Below are 17,850 nucleotides of genomic sequence, written 5' to 3'. Positions count from 1 at the left end.
CTCCCTTGCAGGGAGGGGAATATCCGCTTCCCACCCCAAAGCCGACACTCGCGCTTACGCATGAAAAAGACCGGGAAGTCGCCTCCCCGGCCCCTGTCACTGCGCCTTGACCGCGCTCACCAGCCCGACGGATGCCCCTTGTTCTGCTCGTCGAGCCACTTCTTCAGCGGCGCGAAATAGTCGGCCATCGCGCGGCCCGACATCTCGCGGCTGCCGGTGAAGGCCTCCAGCGCATCGGGCCACGGCTTCGACGCGCCCATTTCGAGCATCGCGTTCAATTTCGCGCCGACCGCCTTGTTGCCGTAGAAGGAGCAACGGTGGAGCGGCCCCTTCCACCCCGCCTGCTTGCACGCAGCCTGATAGAATTGGAACTGCAGCACGCGAGCGAGGAAATAGCGCGTGTAGGGGGTGTTGCCCGGAATATGATATTTGGCGCCTGCGTCGAACGCATTCGCTGGCCGCTCGCCCGGCGGAACGATACCCTGATATTCGCGGCGAAGGTCGGTCCACGCCTTGTTATAGTCGGCGGGTTTGATCGACCCGTCGAACACGCCCCAGCGCCAGCGGTCGACGAGCAGGCCGAACGGCAGGAAGGCGACCTTGTCCATCGCCTGCCGCAGCAGCAGGCCGATATCCTTGTCGGCGCTCGGCACCTTCGATTTGTCGAGCAGGCCGATGTCGACCAGATATTGCGGCGTGATCGACAGCGCGACGAAATCGCCGATCGCCTCGTGGAAGCCGTCGTTCGCGCCGTTCAGATAGAGGAACGGCTGCTTGTTGTAGGCGCGCTGGTAATAATTGTGACCGAGTTCGTGGTGGATGGTGACGAAATCGTCGGCATTCACCTTGATGCACATCTTGATGCGGACGTCGTCCTTGTTGTCGACGTCCCACGCCGAAGCGTGGCAGACGACTTCGCGGTCGGCGGGCTTCAGGAACTGGCTGCGTTTCCAGAACGTCTCCGGCAGCGGCGCGAAGCCGAGCGAGGAATAGAAATTCTCGCCCGCCTTGACCATGTCGAGCGGCTTCTTGCCCTTTTCCTGGAGCAGGTCGCCGATGTCGTAGCCGAGGTCCCCGGTGCCGGCAGGCGCGACGAGCGGGTAGATATTGCCCCATTCCTGCGCCCACATATTGCCGAGCAGGTCGGCGCGGATCGGGCCGGTCTTGGGCTGCACCGCGTCGCCATATTTCTCGTTCAGTTTCCAGCGGACATAGGTGTGGAGCGCCACATAAAGCGGCTTCATGTCCTGCCAGATCTTCTCGGTCAGCTTCGCGAATTCCTCGGGCGGCATGTCGTAGCCCGAGCGCCACATCGCGCCGGTGTCGGCGAAGCCCAGCTCCTTCGCGCCTTCGTTCGCGATGCCGACCATCTTGGCATAATCGTCCTTCATCGGTGTGCCGACATTGTCGTGCCAGCTCGTCCACATCTCGGCATATTCGGCGGGCGTATGCTTCAGATTGCCCATTTCGGCCTCGATGTCGGAGCCCGAGATTTCCTTGCCGTCGAGCGTGCCGCGACCCTTGCCATATTGCGATTGCAGGTCGGTCGCGATCGTGTTGAGTTCGGCCGCGGCACCCGGCGTCGTCGGCGCGGGCAGCACGATGCCGGTGCGCAATATGTCGAGCTTGCGCTTCGTCTCGGCACTGAGCCCCGCGACGTTCATGAACTTGGCCGCCTCGAGCGCATATTTGACCGACTTCTCAGTGCCGATCGCGTTGATCCGCGCCGCCATCGCGTCGGTGTCCTCGGTGATATAGGTCGCGTTGACCCAGTTCACCTGGCTGCCCTCGACCGTATAATCGAACAGATCCTTCTCGACCGCAGCGATGAAGGCGTCGGCATCAGCAGCGGTCGGAGCCGCGGCCGGCGCGGCGGCGGGGGCCGTCTGGGCAAGAGCGGGGGCCGCCACCGCGAGCGACAGGGCCAGCGACAGCGTGGAAATCATGGCTTTCATGGGGTGCGTCCTCTGATGTTTCATGCGCTCTCTGGCGCGATGGCGCGCAATCTGGACCGCGCGGCGGACAGGGTCAAGCCGTGAGGAAAGCCGCGATCGCCTCGCCCAGTTCGGGGCGCGTGACACTCGACATATGGGTGCCGGGGATCGTGGTGAGCCGCGCGTCGGGCAGCACCGCGACCAGTTCCTCGGCCGAACCATTGTCCTGATCCTGATCGCCGCAGACGACCAGAGTCGGCATCGTCAGCGCCGCCAGCATCTCGGGCGTCGTGTCGGTGAAGCTGTCCAGCAGCAAGCGCGCCGCGACGCGGTCGATCTTCATCGTCTTCATGAACTGGATCGACATCCAGGTATCGTCGCCGCGCTTCGCACTCTCATAGTCGGCGATGACGCGCTGGAAGAATTGCCCGCGCTTCGCCCAGCCGGCGAGCCCCGCGAGCCCCATGCCGCCGAGGATCAGCCGCCGCGGCCGCATCCCCGCGACCACCGCGCGCACGCTAGTCCGCGCGCCGAGCGAAAAGCCGCCGAGGTCGAAATCGGCGAGACCCAGATGCGCGACCAGATCCTCAAGATCCCGCACCAGCACGTCGGGCGGATAATGCTCGGGCTCGTGCGGCGCGTCGCTCGATCCATGGACGCGCAGGTCGGGCATGATGACGCGGTAGCCCGCCGCGGCGACGCACGCGGCGGTGCCGAACTTGATCCAGTTGACCTCGGCGTTCGAGAACAGGCCGTGGAGAAGCAGGATCGGCGCCCCTTCGCCCATTTCGCGCCACGCCAGCCGCACGCCGTCGCGCGCGTCGAAAAATTGCGGTTCGATGGTCATGGGCAGCCTTTATCTGCGGAGGCGGGGCAAGGGCAAGACGGGCGAATTGCGCGCAGAGGGCAGGGTGCGCGAAGAAGAATAGGGTTCACGCGGAGGCGCGGAGCCGCGGAGAAGAAAGATCCGGGCCGGCAGGCCACCTGCTATCGCTCAGGGTTCGGCCGAAAGCGAGGCGGAAGAGAAAAGCCGCTTCGCGGCGAACGCAATCTCTCCGCGTCTCCGCGTGAACCGAAAATCTCTGTAGCGTCTGCGCGAAACTCCGCTATCGCGCCCGCAGCCCCTTCTGCTCCATCCGCCATTTCGCCAGCTCGATGCGGTCCTGTCCGAAGAAAGGTTCACCATCGAAAACCAATGTCGGCACGCCCCAATGTCCCGCGAGTTCGAGCGCGAGCTGGTTCGCCGCGATTTCGGTGTCGAGCGACTCGGCATCCTCCACCACCTCGGCGTCGAGCTCGGCAAGATCGAGCCCCGCGCGCTGCGCAGCGCCGGCGAGATGATCGCCGAGATGCCAGTCCTGCGCGCCGCCCCAGATGAGCTGCGCCACCTCGTGGCAGAAAGCGAGGCTCTTGCCGCGCCGCGACGCCGCCTGGCCGAGGCGGGTCAGGCGGTAGATATAGGGCTGCTCCTCCGCAATCGCGCGCGTCGCGACATTCTGGACGATCGGGTCGGGCCGCGGCGGGCCGAAAGGAATGCCGTGGAACTGCGCGACGCGGATCATGTCGCGCATCGTATAGCTCAGCCAGTTCGGGTGATTGCGCTCGAAGAAATCGGGCTGGCGGATCGCGAGCGGATAGACCGGGCGCAGATCGATCGTCAGGTCGTGGCTCGCCGCGAGCGCGCGGTAGCGGCCGATCGCCAGATAGGAATAGGGCGAGCGAAAGGACCAGAAAAGGTCGGCGGTCAGGGTCATGGCACGCATAGTGCCGAAAATAGCCGACGGCGCAAGCACCCCTGTCGGGAAATTTTACACCATATCAGATGTTTCGCAGATGCAGCAAAGTTGCGATTGAATATAATAGCATCTGCTACTATATGCGCCACCATGAACGAAACGATCGGCTTCCTGCTGAACGACAGCGCGCGGCTGTATCGCCGCGCCTTCAACGCGCGCACGAAAGCCAGCGGGATCACCGCACTGCAATGGCGGCTGATCACCTATCTCAAGCGGCATGAGGGAATCCGGCAGGGACCGCTCGCCGAGCTGATCGAGGTCGAGCCGATCACCCTGTCGCGGATGGTCGACCGGCTCGCCGAAGCCGGGCTGGTCGAGCGCCGCGCCGACCCGACCGACCGCCGCGCCTGGCGGCTCTACCTGACCGCGCGCGCCGCCGACCTGCTCCACTCGGTCCGCCGCACCGCCGAAGTGCTGAACGACGAAGCTACCGAAGGCCTGACCCCCGCCGAACGCGAACAGCTCGCGGTGCTCGTCGAGCGGGTGCGCGCCAATCTCTCCCGCCGCGAATGCCTGAAAGAAGCCCTGTAATGGACCAGCTCTCCCCTTCCCGCACCAAGGCCGAGGACGCGCGGCCAAAAGCGCTGCCCAAGGCTGACCCGGTGCCGGCGGCGGCAACTCCCGCGGCCGAAGCCGGGATGGAGGAGAAGGCGTCGTGGCGCACCCGCGCGCTGATGTTCGGCGTGCCGCTGCTTCTCGCGGTCGCGGGCGGCGCCTGGTGGCTGACCAGCGGCGGGTCGGTGTCGACCGACAACGCCTATGTCCAGATGGACAAGGTGTCGGTCGCGGCCGAGGTCGGCGGCCTGATCACCGAAGTCGCGGTACGCGAGGGGCAGGAGGTGCAAAAGGGCCAGCTTCTCTTCCGCATCGACGGCCATCCCTATGCGCTGACCGTCGCGCAGGCGAGCGCCGCGATCGACGCCGCCAAGGTCGACGTCGGCAATCTGTCGGCGAGCCTCGCCTCGACCAGCGTCGACATCAGGGCGGCGCAGGAAGCGGTCGGTTTCGCCGAATCGAATTTCGCGCGGCAGGCGGCGCTGATGGAAAAGGGCTTCACCACCAAGGCCGCCTATGACGCCTCGAAGCACGCCGTCGAACAGGCACGCGCCAGCCTCGGCCAGGCGCGCGCCGACGCGGCCGAGGCCCGCGCCAAGCTCGCGACCGGTGCCGGCGGCATCAATCCGCAGGTCGAGGCGGCGAAGGTCCAGCGCGCGCAGGCCGAGGTCAATCTCGGCCGCACCGAAGTGCGCGCGCCGAGTGCCGGCCGCGTCGCCGAATCGGATCGCCTCCAGCTCGGCCAGATGATGGTCGCGGGGCTGCCCGCGGTGACGCTGGTCGACACCGCGCATCCGTGGGTCGACGCCAATTTCAAGGAAACCGACCTCGCCCATATGTGCGCGGGGCAGCGCGCCGAAATGCGCTTCGACGCCTATCCGGGCCTCGTCGTGCGCGGCCACGTCCAGACGATCGGCGCGGGCACGGGCAGCGAATTTTCGGTGCTGCCGGCGCAGAATGCGACCGGCAACTGGGTCAAGGTGACGCAGCGCGTCCCCGTCCGCATCGCTTTCGACGAGGTCGCCAAGCGCCCGATGATCGCGGGCCTGTCGACCGAGGTGAAGGTGATCACGTCGGACGGCTGCAAATAAGCCCCGCCTGATGGCCAGCCGCGCCCTTCCTCGCCGCCGCGCCGCGCCCGCGGCGACGGTCGTTCACGAGGACCGCCCGCTCTACGAGCAGGTGCGCTATCGCGGCCTCCTGACCGTCGCCGTCATGGGCGCGTCGGTGATGCAGATTCTCGACACGACGATCGCCAACGTCGCCATCCCGCACATGCAGTCGAGCCTCGGCGCGACGAGCGAGACGGTGAACTGGGTACTGACCAGCTATATCATCGCCTCGGCGGTCGCGATGCCGATCACCGGCTGGCTGGCCGACAAGGTCGGGCGGCGGGCGCTGTTCCTCGGCGCGGTGATCGGCTTCATCATCGCCTCGATGGCGTGCGGCGCGGCGCAGAATCTGGAGGAGATGGTGATCTTCCGCTTCCTTCAGGGGATCAGCGCCGCCTTCATCGGCCCCCTGTCGCAATCGGTGATGCTCGACATCAACCCGCCCGAGCGCCACGCGCGCGCGATGTCGATCTGGGGCATGGGAATCATGGTCGGGCCGATCATGGGGCCGATCATCGGCGGCTGGCTGACCGAATCGGCCAATTGGCGCTGGGTCTTCTACGTCAACCTGCCGGTCGGCGCGGCGACCTTCGCGCTGATGTGGGCGCTGCTCCCCGCGACGGGGCGCAAGCAACGCAAGTTCGATCTTTTCGGCTTCTCGATGCTCGCGCTGGGTCTCGCCTCGCTCCAGCTCATGCTCGACCGCGGCGCGCAGAAGGACTGGTTCGACAGCCTCGAAATCTGGATCGAGACCGGGGTTTCGATCTCGTGCCTGTGGATGTTCGTCATCCACCTGTTCACCGCGCGCAACACGATGTTCGACCGCCGGATGCTCGCCGACCGCAACCTCGCCACCGCGCTCGGCTTCATGGTCGTGATCGGCATCGTCATGTTCTCGTCGATGGCGCTGCTACCGCCGATGCTCCAGCGGCTGTTCGACTGGCCGGTGATCGACACCGGCTGGGTGCTCGCGGTGCGCGGCATCGGCATCCTGATCAGCATGTCGGTCGCCGGGCGGTTGATCGGCAAGGTCGATGCGCGCTGGATGGTCGGCAGCGGCCTGCTGATCGCCGCTTACTCGCTGTGGCAGATGAGCCACTGGTCGCTGATGATGGGGGCGTGGCCGGTGATCGTCAGCGGCCTCGTTCAGGGGCTCGGCATGGGGCTGGTCTTCATCCCGCTCAACACCATGGCCTTCGCGACGCTGGGCCCGGCGTGGCGCACCGACGGCGCGAGCCTGCTCAACCTGTTCCGCAGCGTCGGCGCCTCGGTCGGCATTTCGGTCGTCACCACGCTGCTCGGCGCCAACACGCAGACCAGCCACGAAGATCTGGTCGCGCATGTCACCAGTGGCTCGGTATCGATGATCGATCCCTCGACCTCCGACCGGCTGGGCCAGCTCGGCGGCAGCGTGATGGCGATGGTCAATGCCGAGATCAACCGGCAGGCGGCGATGGTCGCCTATATCGACAATTTCTGGGCGATGATGTGGGTGACGCTCGCCTCGGTCCCGCTCGTCATCCTGTTGCGTCCGCCAAAGCCCGGCGGCCCGGCGGCGTCGGCCGCCGACATGGGGCATTAGAGTGCGACTGTCCTGAAGGGGGCGGGGAACGGACATTTCCCTCTTTGTCATTCCCGTGAAAGCGGGAATGACGAAGGCAGGAGATGCAGAACGTCGCTTATCGGCTTAAAACGCCCTTCACCTTGCCCAGCGCAGTGCCCGGCGCAGTTCGGCGGCACCGTCCGAGGCATAGGGAAGCCCATGCGCCATCACCACGCGCTCGCAGGGCCAGGCGAGGATCGCCGCTACCACCGCGCGGACCGCGCGCCGCTTCGGCCAGAAGGTCAGGCGAAGGTCGATCGGCGCCGTACCGTCGGGATGCGCCGCGCCCGATAGGCGAACGAGCCAGCGATAGACGGGATTGACGACGCGCTGCGGCTCGAAATTCTCGATCAGGTCGGTCAGGATCGCGGCGCGCGACGCGTGGTGGAAAAAGACCGCTTCGCTCACCGCCGTGCCGGGAACGAGCACCGTGTCGATCTCCTCGCGCGGCCACGGCGCGCCGGCGCCATCGAGCACCGCGTCGATACGAAAGGTCCGCTTCGCCTTTTCGGCGAGCCCCGGCACCGCGGCGGTCTTCGCCTGCGGATAGCGCTGCTGCCAGTCGGCGACGAACCAGTAATGAAGGCTGTTGGGGGCAACGAGCCACGCGACCTCGCCCAACTCATCGACCGCGTCGAACAGCGCGGCTTCCGGCGCGACCGGCGAATGGACCCACAGGCGCCCGTCGCCCAGCCGCACCAGCGTCATCCGCGTCGGAAAGGGGATCGAGGCGGGGCCATAATCCATGCGGATTTCCGGCCCGTCAACGATCCAGATATTCTCGCCGAAGGGCTTGGGAACATTGAGCGGCACATAGGGGCGAAAGCCGGCCATCGCCTTTCCTACCACCCCGGCTAGCCGGGTTCAAACACTCCCCGGCTGGAGTAGGGAGGCGGTTCGACTACACTCCTCGTCACCCCGGGCTTGATCCGGAGTGACGAAGACAGAAAAATTGCACATGGTTCCACAAATCAGGTCATCATCCCGGCCGGGAACCGGCCCCCCGCCGCGTCATCGCCAGTTCCATGAAGCTCGCCGGATCGGGCGTCGCGTCGAAAGCCGGCACGCCTTCGGGGATCGCGACCCAATCGCGTTTCCGCCGCACCCAGATATGCGCGAACGGGTCGAGCTCCGCCGGGTCGTCGAGGGTGCCGCCGCGCACGATCGCCATGCCGGGACGCTCGCTGTTGACGTTGTAGATGCGGCCGAAACAATCGGGGCAGAAGCTGTGCGTCGACACGCCGCCCGAGGGGCGCGGCATCGCGCGCTCGACGCGCCGCCCCTCGCTCGACAGGCTGGCTTCCATCACGATCAGCTGATCGGCAAAGGCACTGCCGGTCGACTTCTGGCAGTCGAGACAGTGGCAGCAATAGTTGAGCAGCGGCCCCTCCTGAACGAAGCGGTAGCGAAGCTGGCCGCAGCGGCAGCCGCCGGTAATCTCGCGCGTCATGTCGCTTTCCTTCCTTGTCCCGTTATCGCCGGCAACATGACGATCGCACCGAGCGCGGCGATCGCCATATCCTTTTGCGCGTCCCACATATCGCCCTGCTGCCCATTATAGCGATCGGCAGTCTCGCCCGCCGCAACGATCGTCAGTAGCCATTCGAAAATCTCGTAGAGGCAGGAAATGGCGAGCACCCAGCCGAGCACGGCAACCACCGCGCCGCGTCGCCCCAGGCCGCCCCAGCGCCGCGCGATTTCGGCAACGGGGATCGCCGACAGCGCCCCGAAACCGAAATGGACGAGCCGGTCATAGTGGTTGCGCGTCCAGCCGAAGCTTTCGGACAGCGTCGCGCCGGTCAGCACGCGCGCCCAATCGTCATAGGGAACATTGCTATAGGCATAGCGCCCGCCGAGCGTATGCAACGCAAGAAAGGCGACGATGCAGGCCAGCGCCGGGCTCGAGAGCGGCCAGCGGCGCAGCAGCCACGGCGAAGCGAGGAGCAGCAGCCCCGTCGGAATATGCTGCAACAGCGCCACCTCGGGATAGGGCTGCGCGATCTGGGCGGTGAGCAGCAGCGCGAGAAGCAGGCCGAGAAACCAGCGCTGCGGCCGGGACAGCGACGCGATCACCAGCGCAGCGACATGCAGCTCAGCCCCGCATCGATGCGCGCGATCTGGTCGGTCGCCATCGGCCGGACGGCGATCCCGCGCGCGGACAGCAGGGCGTGGGTGGCGGACCAGCGGGCACCGACGAGGATCGTGTCGCCGATGCGCAGCAGATTGGCGGCCGCCTCTTCGCCCGCCGGAGTCTCGACGACCGTCAGACCGGCGAACTGCGGGCAGCCCGCGAGCGCGGGAACGGCGAGGATCGTCGTTTCGTCGATCAGCCCGCAACCGGTCTTGAAATGGAGCACGCCGGGCGGGGTCTCGGCAATCTCGGCGCGGATGCCGAGTTCCCTGAGCAGCACCGCCAGTTCCTCGGCGCCCGCGCGGTCAGTGCGCGCGGACAGGCCGATGATCACGCGGTCGGCGAGACGCAATATGTCGCCGCCGTCGGCATGGCCCGGCCCCGTCATTGCGAGCAGACGCGCGTGGCGCGCCGCGAGCGCTGCGCGGATATGCTCGACCTCGCCCGCGCGGGGTCCCGCGCCGGGGCGCAGCAGGATCGCGCCTTCGGGAAAGGTCAGCGCGACATCCTCGGTGAACAGCGCGTCGGGGAAAGCGTCGAGCGGCGGCAGCACATCGACCGACAGGCCGAGATTGCGCAGCGCCGCGACATAGGCGGCATGTTCGGCGGCGAGGCCGGCGAAATCGGGATCGGGCCCGTCCCCGGCGCGCAGGCCCTTGACCGCCGATGGGGCGGGGGCGCGGCAGAGGGCGTGGGTGAAGGCGAAGGGACTGGTCATGCACTCCCTTATCCGTTCGCATCGAGCGAAGTCGAGATGCCGTGAGGGCAAACGCCAACGATGGGTGTCTCGACTTCATCCTCAGGATGAAGTTTATCCTGAGCGCCTGCCAAGGCAGTCGAAGGGCTCGACACGAACGGGATTTGGAGAGTCGCTTTACCCCTTCTTGAGGTGCCGGCGGCCGAGCAGTTCGGCGATCTGCACCGCGTTCAGCGCCGCGCCCTTGCGGAGGTTGTCGCTGACGCACCAGAGGTTGAGACCGTTGTCGACGGTCGGATCGTCGCGGACGCGGCTGACGAAGGTCGCGAAATCGCCGACCGCTTCGACCGGCGTGATATAGCCGCCGTCCTCGCGCTTGTCGTGGAGCACGACACCCGGCGCCTCGCGCAGGATGCGCTGCGCTTCCTCGGCGGGCAATTCATCTTCCAGCTCGATGTTGATCGCTTCGGAGTGCCCGACGAACACCGGGACGCGGACGCAGGTCGCGGTGACCTTGATCTTGGGGTCGAGGATCTTCTTGGTCTCGACGACCATCTTCCATTCCTCCTTGGTCGAACCGTCGTCGAGGAATTTGTCGATGTGCGGAATGACGTTGAAAGCAATCTGCTTGGTGAACTTGGTCACGTCCTTCTCGTCGCCGACGAAGATCTGGCGGGTCTGGTTCCAGAGCTCGTCCATCCCCGCCTTGCCCGCACCCGACACCGACTGATAGGTCGAGACGACGACGCGCTTGATCGTCGCGGCGTCGTGCAGCGGCTTGAGCGCGACGACCATCTGCGCGGTCGAGCAGTTCGGATTGGCGATGATATTGCGCGCCGTATAGCCGTCGATCGCGTCGGGGTTCACCTCGGGCACGATCAGCGGCACGTCGGGGTCCATGCGATAGAGCGAGCTGTTGTCGATCACGACGCAGCCCGCCGCCGCGGCCTTGGGCGCGTGGATCGCGGTCGCGTCGCTGCCGATCGCAAAGATCGCCATGTCCCAGCCCGACCAGTCGAAATTCTCGATATTCTGGCATTTGACGGTCTTGCCGGTGTCGCCGATCTCGACCTCGTCGCCCTGGCTGCGCGACGATGCGACCGCCGCCAGTTCGTCATAGGGAAATTCGCGCTCGGCGAGAATGGCGAGCACTTCGCGCCCGACATTGCCCGTGGCCCCGGCGACAACGATACGATAACCCATCTACTCACTCCTCAAGCGTAAGAATTCGGTGGAAACGATAATCAGACTTTCCAGCGGAAATGGCCGGTCAGCGGATGCGCGAACAGCGCATCCTCCTCACGCGTGCCGCCGCCGATATTGTGGATGACCAGCGGGATGCCGATCGTATTCTTCCGGTCCGAGACGATGCCGGTATGCGGCAGGCGCCCGCCCACCCGCTGGGTGAAGATATCGCCCGGCCGCCAGCCCGCCGGATCGTCGCTCACCGGGACCGCCGCCTTCTGTCGCCGCCAGAAGGTCGCGAGGTTGGGAACGCGGCGGTGGTCGATATTGCGGTCGGGGCGGCCGAGCCCCCAATTTTTCGGATAGGCCCCGAAATCGGCGCGCATGTCGGCGTTGACGAGCGCTTGCAGATCGAGCCCCAGCGCATCGCGAAAGGCGCGGATCACGACATCGGTGCACACGCCCTTGACGCGGTCGACGTCGCCGTTCGGAAAGGACAGCACCGTATAGGCCGGATCATAGCGCAGCGTGACGCCGATCTGCCTGCGCGCCGCCGCAACGAGCCGCTGCGCATTGGTCGCGGCCATCGCCTGCCCCGCGAAGCCGAACGCCCCAAAGCACAGCCCCGCGCCGATGAAGGCACGCCGTGTCGGCAAAAGGGGATCGGATGGCTGAATCAATTTCGCTTGGCCCAAATGAAAACGACCGGCTCTGCCTGTTGGCGGAACCGGTCGTTTTTGAAAGCTGTTTCGGCTTTGTAGAGGAGAAGCTCTCCTTAGCCTTCGCCGGCTTCCGACCGGTAATCGCGGCGCTCCGCAATACGTGCCGATTTACCAGTGCGCCCACGCAGATAGTAAAGCTTCGCACGACGGACAGCGCCCTTGCGGACGACGGTAATCGAATCGATGTTGGGCGAGTAGAGCGGGAACACGCGCTCGACACCTTCGCCGAACGACATTTTGCGCACGGTGAAGTTGGAGCCCATGCCCTTGTTCGAGCGCGCGATGCACACGCCTTCGAAATTCTGGACGCGGGTGCGTTCGCCTTCGACCACTTTCACGCCGACTTTCAGCGTGTCGCCGGGACGGAAGGTCGGAATGGTCTTGCCAGCCTTGGCAATTTCTTCGGCTTCGATCGTCTGGATGAGGTTCATGTCCTCTAGTCCTTTTCTTTTCGCCGCGCGCCAGAGGCAGGTCGGTCCCGAACGCCCTCATGGCGCTCCCAAAGGTCCGGCCTGCGTAACCGTGTATCGATCTCGGCCTGTTGTTTCCGCCAGGCGGCGATCTTCGCATGATCCCCCGATCGCAGCACTTCGGGGATCGTGCGCCCTTCCCATGTGACGGGCCGGGTATAGTGCGGATATTCGAGCAAACCGTTCTCGAACGATTCGTCGTCACCGCTGGATGGCGCGCCCATTACGCCGGGAAGCAGCCGAATGCAAGCGTCGAGGAGGAGCAGCGCGCCCATCTCGCCGCCCGACAGGATGATGTCGCCCATCGACACCTGCTCGACGGCGCGCGCCTCGAAAATCCGCTCGTCGAATCCCTCGAAGCGGCCGCAGAGGATGATCGCACCCGGCCCCGCCGAAAGTTCGCGGACGCGCGCCTGTGTGATCGGCGCCCCGCGCGGCGTCATCGCCAGCACCGGCAGCCCCGGATGCGCGGCCATCGCATGGTCGATCGCGGCGCCGAGGACGTCGGCCTTGAGCACCATCCCCGCCCCGCCGCCTGCGGGCGTGTCATCGACGGTGCGATGCTTGTCGGTCGCGAAATCGCGAATCTGCACCGGCGCGCACGCCCAGACCCCGGCTTCGAGCGCGCGCCCGACCATGCTGTGCCCCAGCGGGCCGGGGAACATGTCGGGGTAAAGGGTCAGCGGGACAGCAGTGAAGGTCAAGGCAGCGTCCAATTCTCGACTTTCAGCCCCGGGACATCGGCGAAGTCGGCTTCGTTGTTGGTTACGAGGGTCAGGCCGAGTGACAGGGCGTGGGCCGCGATCAGCCGGTCGAAGACCGCCCGCTTATGCGGCAAGGTGCCGTATATCCTTGCCGCAGCCTCGTCGAATGGAACGGCCGGAACATTTTCCAGAAAGATGCCCAGGTCGGAGGCGTCGAGCGCGCTGGCGCCATAACCCACCGCGATTTCAGCCAGATTGATCGCCGAGCAGCAAAGCGTACCCGCATCCTGCTGGCTTACCTTATCGAGAAGTTTTGGTGAAGCGGCAGTTAGCAAGTAGATGCAGATATTGCTGTCGAGCAGAAAGCGAAATTCACTCATCGGGTTTCAGTTTTTTGCCTTCCCAATCGAGCTGACGCTCCTCGAAATCACGACGCTCCGGAACCTTGAGCCAAGGCGCCTTGCCCCAAAAACCGCTGACGTCGATCTTCGCCTTGGGCTTGTCGGCGGGCTCGAAGCGGAATTCGCCGCGTTCCTCGCGGACGATCATCTCGGTTCCTTCCTCGATACCCAGCGCCTTGGGCAGGCGCAGCGCGAGCGAATTGCCCGATTTGAACACTTTGGCGCGATATTCCTTGGTCATGGTAGGCTCCGTATATACATTATGTATATACAAGATCGCTCCAAATCAATCCATCGCCTGCCATAGCGGCGCCGGAACCAGATCGCGGTCCATCGCCAGTTCCTCGTGAAGCCATTCGCGGAACCGCTCGATCTTGCGGACACCGACGCGGCCTTCGGGATGGACGAGGAAATTGGCGGTGCCGGGACAATAGAGCGTCTCGAACGGGCGCACGAGCCGCCCGCTGTCGAGTTCGGCGCGCCAGAAGAGCGGGGTCATCAGTGCGACGCCGAAACCGCCCTGCGCCGCGATCGCTTCCTGAAGCTGGCTGTCGAGTTCGATCCCGCGGCGCGAAGGCGGCGGCGGGGTACCGATGCCGGCCGCGGCGAACCAACCGGCCCACCAGGGATCGTTCGGCGCGAGGCGCGGAGCGCGGAGCAGATCGGCGGGCGCCACGATCGCGTTCGCATCGCGAAAGGCGGGCGAGCAGATCGGCGTGACATGGCTGCCGAACAGGAAGTCGCCGCGCAGCCCCTGCCAATGCCCGCCGCCGGTGCGGATGGCGACGTCGACATTGGTCGCATCGAAATCGACCAGTTCGTTCGACATCAAGAGGCGCACCGCGATGTCGGGATGACGAAGCTGAAAGCGTCCGATGCGCGCGCTGAGCCAGGTGCCGCCGAAGGTGATCGCGGCGCTGATCGTCAATATATCGGCGTCATTGCTGCTGAGCGCGGCGAAGGCATCGTTCATCGTGGCGAAAGCTGTGCTTATTGCCGGAAGCAGGCGTCGCCCAGTGTCGGACAATCGCACCCGTCCCTTCGCCCGCACGAACAGCGCGCGACCCAACCGCTCCTCCAACTGCCGTATTTGATAGCTCACGGCTGCTTGCGTCATGCCCAACTCATCGGCGGCGCGCGAGAAATTCTCGAGCCTGGCGGCGGCTTCGAAGGCGCGAACGGCGGCAAGAGGCGGGAGCTTGGACATATCTCATATAAGTTGTGCTTATATTGTGCCGCAATAGTTTTGTTGGCTTTGCGGGCCGCCCGAGCGCATCTGCGGACCATCGCGGACGAAAGGAGACAAGCGATGATGGAAGAGCATTTCATGCGCGGCTGGACGCATGGTCACGAACGCCTGAGCGCCGATATCGACCGCGGATTCCGATGGCTGCGCCGCGCGGCCTGCCGGTTCGTCGAAACGGTCGCCCCCAGCCATGCATCGGGCGAGGACGTCTATTTCGTGGCGCCCGCCCGCCACGTTGCGGGGCAGAGTGCTCCGGTTCGCGCGGCCCGTCACCACTGAGCCGCGCTCGCGTCTGCCGTTCCCGTCCGGTGGTCCCTCGCCGGCACCGGGGACGGCGGGCGCTTTATTCGATGAAAGCCGCGTTCACCGTCACGCCGTCGGCGTCCCACGCAGGGACCGCCTGCGCGGTCATCGGCACCATGAAGCGCTTGCCGTCGGACTTCTCGATTTCGAGGATGTCGCCCGCGCCGAAATTCTCGACCGCCGCGACATGGCCGACCGCAGCGCCGCCGGTCGATACGCACGGCAGGCCGATCAGGTCGTGATGATAATATTCGCCCGGACCGAGCGGCGGCAATGCCGAGCGCGGGACGGTCAGGATCGTGCCGCGCAGCGCTTCGGCTGCGCTGCGGTCGGCGATCTCGGCGAAGCTTGCGACCGCGCCTTGGTTCGCCGGACGCACCGATTTCAGAGTCAGCTTGCGACCGCCCGCGTCGAAAACGGAAAAGGCGCGGAGAGCCTCCGCGCCTTCGCCGAACAGCTTGAGCCGCACCTCGCCCTGCACCCCATGCGCGCCGGCAATGGCGGCGAGGGTGACGGGGCGGTCGGCGTTCGCCAAGGCTTAGCCTTCGGCCTTTTCTTCGCCGGCTTCTTCAGCGGCGGCTTCGGTCGCAGCTTCTTCGGCCGGGGTTTCTTCGGCAACCGGGCCGCCTTCGGCGACTTCCTCGGCGATCGCGGTCGCGTCTTCGGCGGTCGCGTCGGCCGGGACTTCGTCAGCGACGGCTTCGGCCACCGCTTCGGCGGTCTCTTCGCTCTTCACCGAACCGGTCGCATCCGATTCGGCGGCTTCGGGAGCAGCTTCCTCAGCCGGAGCCGCAGCGGCTTCCTTCGCGGCTTCTTCGGCCTCGGCCAGCTTGGCGGCCTTTTCCTCGGCGCGTTCCTTGGCCTTCTCGCCGGGGACGCCCTTGTTAGGGTTGTTGCGGGCGGCGCGTTCCTTGATGCCGGCGGCGTCGAGGAAGCGGGCGACGCGGTCGCTCGGCTGCGCGCCGACCGAGAGCCAGTGAGCGGCGCGCTCGCCGTCGAGCTTCACGCGTTCCGGGTTATCCTTGGCGAGCAGCGGGTTGTAGCTGCCGATGCGCTCGATGAAGCGGCCGTCGCGCGGGCTGCGCGAATCGGCGACGACGATCTTGTAATAGGGGCGCTTTTTCGAGCCGCCGCGCGAAAGGCGAATGGAGGTAGCCATGATGTAATCCTTCTTTCTAATTCAATTCAAACTTGGGTTTTCGTAAACTCTGGATCCCCGCCTTCGCGGGGATGACGGCCTGTCGGGACCGTCATTTCTTTTTATTCATAAGATTGGCGAGCTCGGGCGGGATAGCACCGCCGCCGAGGCCGGGCAGCCCGCCAAGGCCGCCCCCACCCATTCCGCCGCCGCCCATTCCGCCACCGCCCTTGCCGAACAGCGCGCCGAGCCCCTTGAGGCCGCCCATCTTGCGGATGCGCTTCATCGCGGTCGACATTTCCTGGTGCATCTTGAGCACCCGGTTGACCTGCTGCACCGTCGTCCCCGAGCCGTTGGCGATGCGGATCTTGCGCTTCGCGGTCAGGATTTCGGGCTTCGCGCGCTCCTTGGGGGTCATCGAGCCCATGATCGCGTCGAAGTGGATCAGCATCTTGTCGTCGGCGCCGCTGTCGGCCATCGCCGCCTGCGCTTTCTTGAGGCCGGGAATCATGCCGGCAAGTGCGCCGAGGCCGCCCATGCGGCGCATCTGGTTCAATTGCGTGCGAAGATCGTTGAGGTCGAACTGGCCCTTCGCCATCTTCGCCGCCATCGCCTCGGCCTCTTCGGCCTGGATCGTCTCGGCGGCGCGTTCGACAAGGCTGACGACGTCGCCCATGCCGAGGATGCGGCCCGCGATGCGCGAGGGCTGGAAGAGTTCAAGCCCGTCGAGCTTCTCGCCCGTGCCCGCGAACTTGATCGGCTTGCCGGTAACCGCGCGCATCGACAGCGCGGCACCGCCGCGCGCGTCGCCGTCCATGCGGGTCAGCACGACGCCGGTCAGCGGCACCTGGTCGGTGAAGCGCTGCGCGACCTGCACCGCGTCCTGGCCGGTCAGGCTGTCGACGACGAGCAGCGTCTCGGCCGGGTTCGCCGTGCGCGACACCGCCTGCATCTCGTCCATCAGCTGCTGGTCGACGTGGAGGCGACCCGCGGTGTCGAGCATCAGGACGTCGAAGCCCTGCAGCTTCGCCGCCTGCAGCGCGCGCTGCGCGATCTCGACCGGCTGCTGCCCCGCGACGATCGGCAGCGTCGCGACGTCGATCTGGCTGCCGAGCACGGCGAGCTGTTCCTGCGCGGCGGGGCGATTGACGTCGAGCGACGCCATCAGCACCTTCTTGCGCTCCTTGTCCTTGAGGCGCTTGGCGATCTTCGCGGTCGTGGTAGTCTTACCCGACCCTTGCAGGCCGACCATCATGATGACGGCGGGCGGGGTGACGGCGAGTTCGAGTTCGGCGGTCTCCGACCCGAGCATCTCGGTCAGCGCGTCGCTGACGATCTTGACGACCTGCTGCCCCGGAGTGACCGAACGCAGGACATTCTGGCCGATCGCGAGTTCGGTGACCTGATCGACGAAGCTGCGCACCACGGGCAGCGCGACGTCGGCCTCGAGCAGGGCGATTCGCACTTCGCGCATCGCCGCGCGCACGTCGGCCTCGGTCAGCGCACCGCGGCCGCGGAGCTTTCCGAAAACGTCGCCAAGCCGATTGCTCAGACTGTCGAACATGCGCCTTTTTCTACCCTTCTGACGACCGCAACGCAAAACACGCCGGTGAGCGAAACCTCGCCAACCAGCGGTATCCGTGGACAGGTTTGCCGTCGCGGATGTCGTATCTGCCCGGACGCAAGATGCGCCCCAACGCCGCGCCCTTACGCAAAAGCGGGGCGAAAGGCAAGCCTCGCCCCGCCCGGACGGTGACGCAGCTTGATCTTGGGGGGTGCGAATCCCCTCCCCGTCACCCCGGACTTGATCCGGGGTGACGCAAAAGACGCCATTTAACGCAAATTTCACCGCT

At 65.8% G+C, this 17,850-nt stretch carries 20 protein-coding genes and 1 pseudogene; 4 read left to right on the top strand and 17 right to left on the bottom strand.

Annotated elements, in window-relative coordinates; translation table 11 throughout:
- Positions 1-116 precede the first annotated feature (116 nt).
- The 3 genes from ACVENA_RS01430 to ACVENA_RS01420 form a co-directional block, all read right to left on the bottom strand.
- Entirely contained in the window at positions 117-1,955 is a 1,839-nt protein-coding gene (locus tag ACVENA_RS01430) for a M2 family metallopeptidase (RefSeq protein ID WP_257547708.1), read from the bottom strand.
- A 73-nt stretch (positions 1,956-2,028) separates the two neighbouring features.
- Positions 2,029-2,781 (bottom strand): alpha/beta fold hydrolase, encoded by a 753-nt coding sequence (locus ACVENA_RS01425; RefSeq protein ID WP_257547706.1) that lies wholly within the window; start codon positions 2,779-2,781, stop codon positions 2,029-2,031.
- A 259-nt stretch (positions 2,782-3,040) separates the two neighbouring features.
- Complete coding sequence (locus tag ACVENA_RS01420) at positions 3,041-3,688, bottom strand: 2-hydroxychromene-2-carboxylate isomerase (RefSeq protein ID WP_257547704.1); 648 nt, start codon at positions 3,686-3,688, stop codon at positions 3,041-3,043.
- Between the two features lie 132 nt (positions 3,689-3,820).
- On the opposite strand from ACVENA_RS01420, the gene ACVENA_RS01415 reads away from it, so the two are divergent.
- The 3 genes from ACVENA_RS01415 to ACVENA_RS01405 are packed head-to-tail and all read left to right on the top strand — an operon-like array spanning position 3,821 to position 6,979.
- Complete coding sequence (locus ACVENA_RS01415) at positions 3,821-4,261, top strand: MarR family winged helix-turn-helix transcriptional regulator (protein ID WP_257547702.1); 441 nt, start codon at positions 3,821-3,823, stop codon at positions 4,259-4,261.
- On the top strand, positions 4,261-5,376 hold the full coding sequence (locus ACVENA_RS01410) for an HlyD family secretion protein (protein WP_449327331.1): 1,116 nt from the start codon (positions 4,261-4,263) through the stop codon (positions 5,374-5,376). The genes ACVENA_RS01415 and ACVENA_RS01410 overlap by 1 nt, the downstream gene beginning before the upstream one ends.
- A 10-nt stretch (positions 5,377-5,386) precedes the next feature.
- Positions 5,387-6,979, top strand: a complete 1,593-nt coding sequence (locus ACVENA_RS01405) for a DHA2 family efflux MFS transporter permease subunit (RefSeq protein WP_449327330.1) — start codon at positions 5,387-5,389, stop codon at positions 6,977-6,979.
- A gap of 117 nt (positions 6,980-7,096) precedes the next feature.
- Here ACVENA_RS01405 and ACVENA_RS01400 read toward each other — a convergent pair whose 3' ends face one another.
- The 11 genes from ACVENA_RS01400 to ACVENA_RS01350 form a co-directional block, all read right to left on the bottom strand.
- Positions 7,097-7,834, bottom strand: coding sequence for a DUF4336 domain-containing protein (locus ACVENA_RS01400; protein ID WP_449327329.1), 738 nt, complete (start codon positions 7,832-7,834; stop codon positions 7,097-7,099).
- Positions 7,835-7,979: 145 nt separating this feature from the next.
- A complete protein-coding gene (locus ACVENA_RS01395; RefSeq protein ID WP_449327328.1) occupies positions 7,980-8,450 on the bottom strand; it encodes a GFA family protein in 471 nt (156 codons plus the stop codon).
- Positions 8,447-9,073 (bottom strand): DUF2238 domain-containing protein, encoded by a 627-nt coding sequence (locus ACVENA_RS01390; protein WP_257547691.1) that lies wholly within the window; start codon positions 9,071-9,073, stop codon positions 8,447-8,449. Before ACVENA_RS01390 ends, ACVENA_RS01395 begins: the two co-directional genes overlap by 4 nt.
- Complete coding sequence (locus ACVENA_RS01385) at positions 9,070-9,849, bottom strand: arginine deiminase family protein (protein WP_257547689.1); 780 nt, start codon at positions 9,847-9,849, stop codon at positions 9,070-9,072. The genes ACVENA_RS01390 and ACVENA_RS01385 overlap by 4 nt, the downstream gene beginning before the upstream one ends.
- Positions 9,850-10,005: 156 nt before the next feature.
- Entirely contained in the window at positions 10,006-11,031 is a 1,026-nt protein-coding gene (locus tag ACVENA_RS01380) for an aspartate-semialdehyde dehydrogenase (protein WP_257547687.1), read from the bottom strand.
- A gap of 41 nt (positions 11,032-11,072) precedes the next feature.
- On the bottom strand, positions 11,073-11,669 hold the full coding sequence (locus tag ACVENA_RS01375; protein WP_449327327.1) for a DUF1287 domain-containing protein: 597 nt from the start codon (positions 11,667-11,669) through the stop codon (positions 11,073-11,075).
- A gap of 119 nt (positions 11,670-11,788) precedes the next feature.
- The gene (gene rplS / locus ACVENA_RS01370) at positions 11,789-12,166 is read right to left on the bottom strand and encodes a 50S ribosomal protein L19 (protein ID WP_037555002.1); all 378 of its coding nucleotides are present in this window, start codon (positions 12,164-12,166) and stop codon (positions 11,789-11,791) included.
- Positions 12,167-12,171: 5 nt separating this feature from the next.
- Positions 12,172-12,870 carry a tRNA (guanosine(37)-N1)-methyltransferase TrmD gene (gene trmD / locus ACVENA_RS01365; RefSeq protein WP_449328878.1) on the bottom strand — a complete coding sequence of 233 codons (699 nt, stop codon included), beginning with the start codon at positions 12,868-12,870 and terminating at the stop codon, positions 12,172-12,174.
- A 35-nt stretch (positions 12,871-12,905) separates the two neighbouring features.
- A complete protein-coding gene (locus tag ACVENA_RS01360; protein WP_257547679.1) occupies positions 12,906-13,289 on the bottom strand; it encodes a type II toxin-antitoxin system VapC family toxin in 384 nt (127 codons plus the stop codon).
- A complete protein-coding gene (locus ACVENA_RS01355; protein ID WP_257547677.1) occupies positions 13,282-13,551 on the bottom strand; it encodes an AbrB/MazE/SpoVT family DNA-binding domain-containing protein in 270 nt (89 codons plus the stop codon). Before ACVENA_RS01355 ends, ACVENA_RS01360 begins: the two co-directional genes overlap by 8 nt.
- A gap of 45 nt (positions 13,552-13,596) precedes the next feature.
- Complete coding sequence (locus ACVENA_RS01350) at positions 13,597-14,517, bottom strand: LysR substrate-binding domain-containing protein (protein WP_449327326.1); 921 nt, start codon at positions 14,515-14,517, stop codon at positions 13,597-13,599.
- Between the two features lie 102 nt (positions 14,518-14,619).
- On the opposite strand from ACVENA_RS01350, the gene ACVENA_RS01345 reads away from it, so the two are divergent.
- Positions 14,620-14,835 (top strand): hypothetical protein, encoded by a 216-nt coding sequence (locus ACVENA_RS01345; RefSeq protein ID WP_449327325.1) that lies wholly within the window; start codon positions 14,620-14,622, stop codon positions 14,833-14,835.
- 64 nt (positions 14,836-14,899) lie between these two features.
- Here ACVENA_RS01345 and rimM read toward each other — a convergent pair whose 3' ends face one another.
- The 3 genes and pseudogenes from rimM to ffh form a co-directional block, all read right to left on the bottom strand.
- Positions 14,900-15,394: a ribosome maturation factor RimM gene (rimM, locus tag ACVENA_RS01340; RefSeq protein WP_449327324.1), complete on the bottom strand. Its 495-nt coding sequence runs from the start codon at positions 15,392-15,394 to the stop codon at positions 14,900-14,902.
- Between the two features lie 126 nt (positions 15,395-15,520).
- Positions 15,521-16,018: pseudogene (gene rpsP, locus ACVENA_RS01335) on the bottom strand (30S ribosomal protein S16); the annotation flags it as partial.
- A gap of 91 nt (positions 16,019-16,109) precedes the next feature.
- Positions 16,110-17,561, bottom strand: a complete 1,452-nt coding sequence (ffh, locus tag ACVENA_RS01330; protein WP_449327323.1) for a signal recognition particle protein — start codon at positions 17,559-17,561, stop codon at positions 16,110-16,112.
- Positions 17,562-17,850: the final 289 nt, after the last annotated feature.

It is taken from the genome of Sphingopyxis sp. 550A (assembly GCF_053569535.1).
This window is presented reverse-complemented; position numbering and strand designations above follow the sequence as displayed.

Coding starts and splice junctions, on each gene's coding strand:
- ACVENA_RS01430 (WP_257547708.1), bottom strand. CDS start 1,955: ATGAAAGCCATGATTTCCACGCTGTCGCTGGCCCTGTCGCTCGCGGTG.
- ACVENA_RS01425 (WP_257547706.1), bottom strand. CDS start 2,781: ATGACCATCGAACCGCAATTTTTCGACGCGCGCGACGGCGTGCGGCTG.
- ACVENA_RS01420 (WP_257547704.1), bottom strand. CDS start 3,688: ATGACCCTGACCGCCGACCTTTTCTGGTCCTTTCGCTCGCCCTATTCC.
- ACVENA_RS01415 (WP_257547702.1), top strand. CDS start 3,821: ATGAACGAAACGATCGGCTTCCTGCTGAACGACAGCGCGCGGCTGTAT.
- ACVENA_RS01410 (WP_449327331.1), top strand. CDS start 4,261: ATGGACCAGCTCTCCCCTTCCCGCACCAAGGCCGAGGACGCGCGGCCA.
- ACVENA_RS01405 (WP_449327330.1), top strand. CDS start 5,387: ATGGCCAGCCGCGCCCTTCCTCGCCGCCGCGCCGCGCCCGCGGCGACG.
- ACVENA_RS01400 (WP_449327329.1), bottom strand. CDS start 7,834: ATGGCCGGCTTTCGCCCCTATGTGCCGCTCAATGTTCCCAAGCCCTTC.
- ACVENA_RS01395 (WP_449327328.1), bottom strand. CDS start 8,450: ATGACGCGCGAGATTACCGGCGGCTGCCGCTGCGGCCAGCTTCGCTAC.
- ACVENA_RS01385 (WP_257547689.1), bottom strand. CDS start 9,849: ATGACCAGTCCCTTCGCCTTCACCCACGCCCTCTGCCGCGCCCCCGCC.
- ACVENA_RS01380 (WP_257547687.1), bottom strand. CDS start 11,031: ATGGGTTATCGTATCGTTGTCGCCGGGGCCACGGGCAATGTCGGGCGC.
- rplS (WP_037555002.1), bottom strand. CDS start 12,166: ATGAACCTCATCCAGACGATCGAAGCCGAAGAAATTGCCAAGGCTGGC.
- trmD (WP_449328878.1), bottom strand. CDS start 12,870: ATGTTCCCCGGCCCGCTGGGGCACAGCATGGTCGGGCGCGCGCTCGAA.
- ACVENA_RS01360 (WP_257547679.1), bottom strand. CDS start 13,289: ATGAGTGAATTTCGCTTTCTGCTCGACAGCAATATCTGCATCTACTTG.
- ACVENA_RS01355 (WP_257547677.1), bottom strand. CDS start 13,551: ATGACCAAGGAATATCGCGCCAAAGTGTTCAAATCGGGCAATTCGCTC.
- ACVENA_RS01350 (WP_449327326.1), bottom strand. CDS start 14,517: ATGTCCAAGCTCCCGCCTCTTGCCGCCGTTCGCGCCTTCGAAGCCGCC.
- ACVENA_RS01345 (WP_449327325.1), top strand. CDS start 14,620: ATGATGGAAGAGCATTTCATGCGCGGCTGGACGCATGGTCACGAACGC.
- ffh (WP_449327323.1), bottom strand. CDS start 17,561: ATGTTCGACAGTCTGAGCAATCGGCTTGGCGACGTTTTCGGAAAGCTC.